7 protein-coding genes are annotated in these 8,262 nt (G+C 70.4%); 2 read left to right on the forward strand and 5 right to left on the reverse strand.

The genetic code is table 11. From position 1 onward, the window contains the following. Window positions 1–65: 65 nt before the first annotated feature. From ACWDVW_RS27835 to ACWDVW_RS27850, 4 genes are read right to left on the reverse strand one after another with little or no spacing between them, the layout of a single operon-like run. Entirely contained in the window at window positions 66–1,169 is a 1,104-nt protein-coding gene (locus tag ACWDVW_RS27835) for a nitroreductase (RefSeq protein WP_449954561.1), read from the reverse strand. Beyond that, window positions 1,170–2,258 carry a hypothetical protein gene (locus ACWDVW_RS27840; protein WP_449954564.1) on the reverse strand — a complete coding sequence of 363 codons (1,089 nt, stop codon included), beginning with the start codon at window positions 2,256–2,258 and terminating at the stop codon, window positions 1,170–1,172. Beyond that, window positions 2,255–2,695 (reverse strand): DUF4188 domain-containing protein, encoded by a 441-nt coding sequence (locus ACWDVW_RS27845; RefSeq protein ID WP_350699051.1) that lies wholly within the window; start codon window positions 2,693–2,695, stop codon window positions 2,255–2,257. Before ACWDVW_RS27845 ends, ACWDVW_RS27840 begins: the two co-directional genes overlap by 4 nt. Window positions 2,696–2,697: 2 nt before the next feature. Further along, window positions 2,698–4,275: a phenylacetate--CoA ligase family protein gene (locus ACWDVW_RS27850; RefSeq protein ID WP_449954567.1), complete on the reverse strand. Its 1,578-nt coding sequence runs from the start codon at window positions 4,273–4,275 to the stop codon at window positions 2,698–2,700. A gap of 254 nt (window positions 4,276–4,529) precedes the next feature. Here ACWDVW_RS27850 and ACWDVW_RS27855 point away from each other — a divergent pair, with 254 nt between their 5' ends. Beyond that, on the forward strand, window positions 4,530–5,930 hold the full coding sequence (locus ACWDVW_RS27855) for a non-reducing end alpha-L-arabinofuranosidase family hydrolase (protein WP_449954570.1): 1,401 nt from the start codon (window positions 4,530–4,532) through the stop codon (window positions 5,928–5,930). A gap of 66 nt (window positions 5,931–5,996) precedes the next feature. On the opposite strand, the gene mgtE is transcribed toward ACWDVW_RS27855, so the two are convergent. Then, the gene (gene mgtE / locus ACWDVW_RS27860) at window positions 5,997–7,325 is read right to left on the reverse strand and encodes a magnesium transporter (RefSeq protein WP_449954573.1); all 1,329 of its coding nucleotides are present in this window, start codon (window positions 7,323–7,325) and stop codon (window positions 5,997–5,999) included. A 460-nt stretch (window positions 7,326–7,785) separates the two neighbouring features. On the opposite strand from mgtE, the gene ACWDVW_RS27865 reads away from it, so the two are divergent. Beyond that, the coding region (locus tag ACWDVW_RS27865; RefSeq protein WP_449954575.1) for a TerC family protein at window positions 7,786–8,262 on the forward strand (477 nt) is incomplete at its 3' end.

An 8,262-nucleotide genomic window follows, 5' to 3' on the forward strand; every position in this document is an offset into this window, starting at 1 on the left:
GACGGGGGCGGTGATGAAAGCGCTTGCCAGATCGGCACGAATGTATGCCGTGTCAGCGAACGATGTCAATGTTGCGACGTGTCGCCTCCAAGGTGACCGTCCGCAACCTGGCTGTCGCTCGGCCGGCGTCCGAGGTGTAAGGAGGGGTCCCCTACTAACGCCTGGTGTATTGAAAGGGTCCCTTCCTTACATCGGGGCGGCGCTGGGTGCTCACTGCCGGTGACGCGGCGTGCGGATCGGGGTGCCGGTCGGGTGGGGTGGCCCACCCTGGTCACGTGCAGCAGCCGGTCCGGTGCCACGTCCAACAGCGTGCCGAGCGCCGTCCGGGTGGCCGCGACGTCGACGAGTTGGCTCAGCGGGTGCGCCGCCAACCCGGCCGCGTGCAGCGTCAACCAGCACCGCAGCAGCACCCGCCCGAACTCCACCTGCCCGGTCCGGTCCAGCCACTCGGGCGCGACCAGGACCAGCACGTCGCCGCCTCGGGCGAGCGGGTCTTCGGCGGCGGCGAGCAGCCTCGGCAACCCCAGCCGCCGTAGCGCCGGATACGCGGCCAGCGCCGCCCGCAGCCCGTTCGCGGCCGGGCGGGACAGCCCGAGGCAGCGGTCGGTGAGGCCGTCGGCGCGGTAGCCGGGATGCGCGGGGGTCAGCCGCAGCCAGCGGCGCAGCTCGGCGACGACCGCCGGGTCCGCGTACACCTGCCGGTCGGCCTCGCGCAGGAGAGCGCCGAGGCGGTCGGCGTGCGGCACGGTCCGGACGCTGCCGCCGGCCTGCCGGGCGACCGCGTCCACCGCCGCGAGCGCGTCGCTGTCCGGCCCGCCGACGAAACCGCCCCGGTGGGTACGCCGATCCCAGACCTCGGTGGTGCGAAAGGGCGTCGGGTAGCGGCTCGGTGCCGGCCGGAACCAGCCCACCCACGGGTCGTCGCGGTCGGCGACGTACTCCAGCGGCAGGTCGGCGTCGGCGGCGACGATCAGGCAGGTCTCCACGAACGTGCCCAGGGACAGGCACAGGTCACGACCGGTGGGGTCGGCCGCCGGCAGGGCGTACGTCGGGTTCCACCCGACCCGGATCTGCCCGGGCTCGTACCGCAGCCGCCACGGCTGGGTGTTGTGCGCGCTCGGTGCCCGCCAGCAGAGCGGTTCGAGCGCGCGGAACGCGGCGACGTCCACCTACCGCTCCTTGGCATAGAAGGTGTAGCCGTGCAACGGGCGGCCACCGAGCCGCCGGTACTGGGCCGCCGACGCCGGGTTGTCCCGACCGACGTAGGTGCTGCGCAGCGCGGTGTAGCCGGCGGTGTGCAGGTTGTGGTGCAGGTGTGTGGAGAGCAACCGCTGGTAGCCGCGCCCCTGGTACTCCGGGACCACACCCTTGACGATCAGCACCGCCTCCCGCCGGTAGCGGCGGCGGGTGCCGAGCAGCCGGATCTGGTTGACCAGGTGCAGGTCGCCGCGGACCGCCACCATGAACTCGCTGATGTCCGGTACGCACAGCGTGAACGCCACCGGCTGACCGTCCCGGGTCAGATAGAGCAGCAACGACTCGTCCAGCAGGTACGCCAGCCCGTCGGTCTGCCGCCGGAGCTGCCAGGCGCAGATCGGGGTGTAGTACCCGAGCTGGGCGAAGGAGTCGTTCAACATGCCGCGGAGCAGGTCGAGTTGGTCGTCGAGACGCCGTACGTCACCCCGGTGCAGCTCGATCCGCGCCCCGTCCGGGTCGACGCGTACCGGTGGCGCCGCTTCGGCCGGGGTGGGCACCGGGCAGATCCAGGTGTCGGACTCGAACCGGCGCTGGAACCCGTACGCCTCGTACGCCGCCGCGTAGTGCGCCGGGTTCCAGGCGCTGTCGACGAAGCCGCGCTCGGCGTACCCGGAGGTGATCACGCCACCGGCCTGGTTGGGCAGCAGCGCCACCGGGCCGAAGAGCAGGTCCCGGTCGGGGTCGGCGTGCGCGGAGATCGCCTCGAACAGCGGTCGGGCGGCCGGGGCGGTGAACTCGGTCAGCCCGAAGAGTTGACACCGGCGGCCGATCTTGGCGTCGAAGGCCGAGTCGGTGTGCAGGGTGGTCCGGCCGACCACCGTGCCGGTGGCGTCCCGCAGCACGTACATCGGGGTGCCGTCCTGCCACCACTGCCGGATCTGCTGGCGCGGAGTGGGCACGTGACGCGGCTCGTCGGCGTACAGACGGTCGGTGAGCCCGAGGAACTCCCGCAGGCCACGCCGGCAGGTGACCCGCTCGAAGCGGTACGCGTCGGCACTCACCGGATCACCGCCGGGCCGGTCGTCTCCGCACCGAGCGGAGTGAACGTGTCGATGTGCCCCATCTCCGGTCCCTCGGCACGCCAGGTGCCGTTGGAGTACCCGTCCGGCGAGGCCGTGTAGAGCCGGATGAATCCGGCGGTCGCGTTCCGGGTGCCGTCGGTCAGCCAGGCCATCAGCTTCCGGTGGTGGCGGGTACGCGCGAAGCGCAGCATCGCGTCGCGGTCGGTGAAGAACGCGATGGTGCCGAGCGTGAGCGGGAACTGCCAGTAGACGGTGTGCCAGCAGTAGCCGGACATCCGGCGCATGTCACGGACCATCCGGAACCAGTCCGGGGCCAGTCGCAGCAGCACCAGCGGGTTGGCGTAGCGGGTCCCGCCGATGAACATGGCGCCGGCGCGGGCCTGCGCGGGCGCGCGGGAGAAGTCACGGGTACGCATGATCACCTCACCAGGTAGACGTTCTTGATCTTCTGTTCGCCGGTGAACGGGCCGCTGCCCGGCTCGTGCAGCTCCACCCGCAGGTCACCGGCGGTCGGGTCCTCCAGCAGCGACTGCGCGAAGTCCCGGGAGACCGAGGTGAGGTGCCGGCGTACGCCGCTGCGGCAGGCGGCGACGAGCGCGTCGCGCTGCGATTCGGGCAGCGGGCGGCGCAGTTCGATGTGGATCACCGGCCGGGTCTCCAGCGACGCGTCCTCGACCAACGTCAGGCAGAAGCGGTTGATCTCGGCGGCGTGCGGGTTGCCGGTGTAGAGGCCGTACTCGACGTCCTGGGGATAGAGGTTGGCCCCCAGGTAGGAGACGGTGGAGTCGCGCCGGCCGAACAGCAGCAGCACCGGCAGGGTCATCCGCTCGACGGAGACGGCGGTGCGGAACTCGGCCCGGCGGACCGGGTCGGCGTGTGCCAGCTCCACGATCCGCTGGTACGGCACCAGCACCGCCTCGTCGCCGATGTTGTAGCGCAGTCGGGGCTGGAGCACGTCACCGGTGACCGTGCACACCAGCTCCCGACGGTCGTTCGTCTCCAGGTAGGTGGAGAACGGGTTGTACTGGAACACCATCGGCAGCCGCTGCTCGTCGGCACCGAGCAGCTCGGCCCGCAGCCCACGGTCGGTCTGCAACCGCCGCCGCAGCCACACCGTGAACCGGGTCTCGGCACCGATGCCAATGGTCAGGTCCGAGGCCCCGTACGCGGAGCGGACCAGGGCGAACCGCTGCTCCAGGTAGTCGCGCAGCGCCTCGGTCATGCCCTCGCCCCCGCAACTGGCGAAGACGCGGTACTTCCCCCACTCGAAGCCGCCGGCGTCGAGCCGGTCCCGCAGGTGCTTGAGGAACGGCGGGTAGGCGGTCACCAGGTAGTCGTAGTCGGGACCGAACTCGTGCAGCGTGTCGACGATCTTCCCGAGGTCCGGGCCGGTGTTCTTGACGACCGCGATCCGGGACATCGCCGCGCCGGTCGTGGTCCCGGTGGCCCAGGCCCCCATCGAGTACGCGTTGATGACGAACGGTCGGCGCATCGGGAAGACCAGCCCGGTGTAGCCGGCGATGTCCCGGTGCACCGCGCGCAGCTCCTGGGCGCCCCGGGGCCAGTTAAACGGCCGCCCGGACGAACCGGCCGACTCGTCGACCACCACTCCCCGGGTCGGCATGCGGCCCTGCCAGCACCGCGCGGCGGAGTCGTAGGCCGCCACGTACCCGTGCTTGTCGGTCTCCGGGAAGTCGGCCAGTCTGCGGCGGGCGCGGGCCGGGCGGGTGCGCAGGAAGGACCGGTACGCGGGGACCTGTCGAGCGGCCCGTTCGCAGAACGCCTGGGCGTTCGCCGCGGCCAGCCGGTCCAGGAGCGAGTGGTGCCGCCGGGCCAGCCACCGCCATCCGGCGGGGTGGCGACCGGCGAGCCGGGTCAGCGTGGCGACCGCGCGACCGCCGGTCGCCAGCGTCGTCTGTCGGCACCGCGCGGCCAGCGCCGGCAGCGGCGACTCGGCGGTACCCAGGGCGATGTGTCGGTGCGGCAGTTCGGCCATGTCGCCAATCCTGTTCGCGCCGACGCGCCGACACCTGAGCGCGCGGGCCGGACCGGGTTGAGTACGCGTACCCAGGTGCGCGTGGGCGGCGGCACCGGCCTCGGATGGGCGCAAAGACCTAAATCGCATCCATCGGCGTCAAAGGTTGAGGGGTTGGGAGCGCTCCCGTAGCATGCCTGACACGTATGTTAACGCTCACCTAACAATGACCTTCGCGAATGCGTCGGTCGATTCCGTGCTGGGAAGGATGCTTCATGGCTAGATCCAGAATGGTCAATGCCAGTCTGGTGTCGGCCGGCGTGGCGATGCTGGCGACGTCGGCGGTGGCCGTCGTCGCGCCGCCGGCCGGCGCCGCAGCGGCAGGTTGTTCGGTCACGTACGCCGTGGCGTCGCAGTGGCAGGGTGGATTCGGTGCCAACGTGTCGATCACGAATCTCGGCGATCCGTTGAGCAGTTGGACGTTGACCTGGTCTTTCGGTGCCGGGCAGACGGTGACGCAGTCCTGGAACACCACGTTGACGCAGAGCGGCACGGCGGTGACCGCGAGGAACGTGAGCTACAACGGCGCGATCCCGACCAACGGCTCGGTGTCCTTCGGGTTCAACGGCTCCTGGACGAGCAGCAACCCGGCACCGACCAACTTCGCCCTCAACGGTGTGGCCTGCAACGGCGGCACGACACCGACGACCCCGCCGCCCACCACGCCGCCGCCGACCACCCCGCCCCCGACCACGCCGCCACCGGGCACGTGTTCCCTGCCGTCGTCGTACCGGTGGTCGTCCACGGGTGCGTTGGCGCAGCCGCGCTCGGGATGGGTGTCGTTGAAGGACTTCACCCACGCCCCCTACAACGGCCAGCACCTGGTCTACGGCACCACGCACGACTTCGGCACGAGCTGGGGGTCGATGAACTTCGGCCTGTTCTCCAACTGGAACCAGATGGGCTCGGCCAGCCAGAACCAGATGCCGTTCAACGCCGTGGCCCCGTCGCTGTTCTACTTCGCGCCGCGCAACGTGTGGGTCCTGGCCTACCAGTGGGGCGGCCCGGCGTTCTCCTACCGGACGTCGACCAACCCGACGAACGTGAACAGCTGGTCGGCACCGCAGACGCTGTTCAGCGGCAGCATCTCCAACTCCAACACCGGCCCGATCGACCAGGCCGTCATCGGCGACAGCCAGAACATGTACCTCTTCTTCGCCGGGGACAACGGCCGCATCTACCGGGCCAGCATGCCCATCGGGAACTTCCCCGGCAGCTTCGGCTCGAACTACACGACGATCATGACCGACACCACGGCCAACCTCTTCGAAGGCGTCCAGGTCTACAAGCTCGAAGGCGAGAACCGTTACCTCATGCTCGTCGAGGCGATGGGTGCCCAGGGGCGGTTCTTCCGCTCGTTCACGGCCACCAGCCTGGGCGGCACCTGGACGCCGCAGGCGGCCACCGAGAGCAACCCCTTCGCCGGTAAGGCCAACAGCGGCGCCACCTGGACCAACGACATCAGCCACGGCGAACTCATCCGCACCAACGCGGACCAGACCATGACCGTCAACGCCTGCAACCTGCAACTGCTCTACCAGGGACGTTCCCCCAGCTCCGGCGGCGACTACGGCCTCCTGCCCTACCGCCCCGGACTGCTCACCCTGCAACGCTGAACCACCGCCACACCCGGCGGGCCCGTCACGTGGCCCGCCGGGTGCCAGCGCAGGTCGGGGGTCAGGTCAGAACGTCAGCACGACGTGCGCGACACCGAAGTAGATGATCAATCCGGTGGCGTCGACGAGCGTGGTCACCATCGGCGCGGAGACGACTGCCGGGTCGATGCGGAGCCGCTTGGCCAGCATCGGCATGGTGGCGCCGACGGTGGCGGCCCAGGCGCAGATGATCACCAGCGAGACGCCGACGACCAGGGCGATCTCACCACCGACCACGACCACGCCGACGACCAGGCCGACCGCTGCCAGCAACGCGCCGAGCAGCAGACCGACCCGGGACTCCCGCCAGATCACCGCCGGCAGGTCCGAGCCGCGCAACTCGCCCAGCGCGAGAGCGCGTACGGCGGAGGTGGTGGCCTGTGCACCCGCGTTCCCGCCGGTGCCCACGAGCAGTGGGATGAACAGGGCCAGCGCGGTCACCTGCGACAGCGTGGCCTCGAACGCCTGGAGCACGTTGACGGTGAGCACCGAGGCGACGATGAGCAGCAGCAACCAGGGTGCCCGGGAGCGGGCCAACCGCCAGACGCTCACCGCCATGTAGTGGCCGGGCCAGGGCGCGGTACCGGCCTGACGGGCCACGTCCTCGGTGTCCGCCGCCTCGATGATCTCCATCGCGTCGTCGATGGTGAGCAGGCCGACGAGCCGGTCCTCGCTGTCCACGACCGGCAGGGCGATGGTGTTGGTCTCCCGCATCAGGCGGGCGGCCTCCTCGGCCGGGTCGGTGGCGCGGGCCCGGAAGACATGGGTGTCGACCAGATCGGCCACCGGCACGTCGGCGGCGCTCAGCACCAGGTCCCGCAACTCCACCACGCCGACCAGGCGACGGCCCGGGTCGACCACCGGCAACACGTACACGGTCTCGGCCTCGGCGCCCTTGCGCCGCACCACGTCGAGCGCCTGGGCGGCAGTCACCTGCCGGGGCAGCGCGACCGCCTCCGGCGTCATGATCTGCCCGACCGAGCCGGGCGGATAACCGAGCAGCTCGGCGGTCATCTGTCGCTCGCGCGGCGACAGCCCGGCCAGGACGCGCCGGGCGACCTTGGCCGGCGCCTCGGTGAGCATGCGGGCCCGGTCGTCCGGGTCCATCTCCTCGACCAACTCGTGGAACGCCTGGTCGCGCAGCCCCACCAGGATGCGCTGCTGGTCCACCGGGTCCAGTTCCTCGAAGACGGCGAGTGCCGGGTCCTTGTCGAGCAGCCGGAACGGCACCCCGGCCGCGACCGCGTCGAGTCGGGCGAGTTCGTCGGCGATCTCGTACGGCGGTCTGCTGTCCAACCACCCACGGATCATCTCGAGGTCGTTGCGGTCGACGAGCTGCTGCAACGTCCCGGTCATCCGATCACCTCCGCAGGTGGCGCTGGTCGGTGCAAAGTTCCGTAGCTACCCGGCACGCATGCCGGGTACGCCGACAATCCGCCCGGCGTGGCCCAGGCCATACCGATCGGCGGCCGGGCGTGCGGCCTCGGCGTGGAAAGACGTCGGCGTTCGTGTCCGCCCCGTTCGGGGCGATCGCTGTCGGTGACGTGGGACGACGCCCTCGGTGATCTCCACCACGGTCGCGCCCCGGCCGGTGTCGCCCACCTCGTGTGGAGCGGGCGGGGCACCGTCATGCCGACGCGCCGCGCGCCGACGCCTGGCGGCCGGGGTCGGGCTGTCCTAACCTTGGCGGTACGAGGGGAGTACTTCCCACGAACCATACCGGTCAGTACGGCGCACCCCGGGTGTGCCTCGGGTGGTTGCCCACGAACGGTGGGTGAAGGAGACCTCGAACATGCACGGTGTTCGAGGAAGGCCCATGCCCGAATTGTCTTACTCCGCCGGTGAACTTCACTCCGTGGGCACGCCGTTGCTCTGGACGGTGACCATCGTCGGGGTGCTGGCCCTGCTGGTGCTCGACTTCGCGGTGACGCATCGCCCGCACCGGGTGTCGCTGAAGGAAGCGTTGGGCTGGTCGGCCTTCTATATCGCACTGCCGCTGACCTTCGGTGCCTGGGTCTGGTCCGAGTTCGGCTCCGAGCCGGGCGTCCACTACCTCACCGGCTATCTGGTCGAGAAGTCGCTGTCGGTGGACAACCTCTTCGTCTTCATGCTGCTGTTGGCCGCGTTCGCGGTGCCGACGGAGCTGGCCCAGCGGGTGCTGCTGTTCGGCATCGCCGGGGCGCTGGTGCTGCGGAGCGTCTTCATCGCGTTGGGTGCGGCGGCGTTGCAGACGCTGGACTTCGCGTTCCTGATCTTCGCGTTGATCCTGTTGTTCACCGCCGCGAAGTTGCTG

This window comes from Micromonospora sp. NPDC003241 (assembly GCF_053589795.1).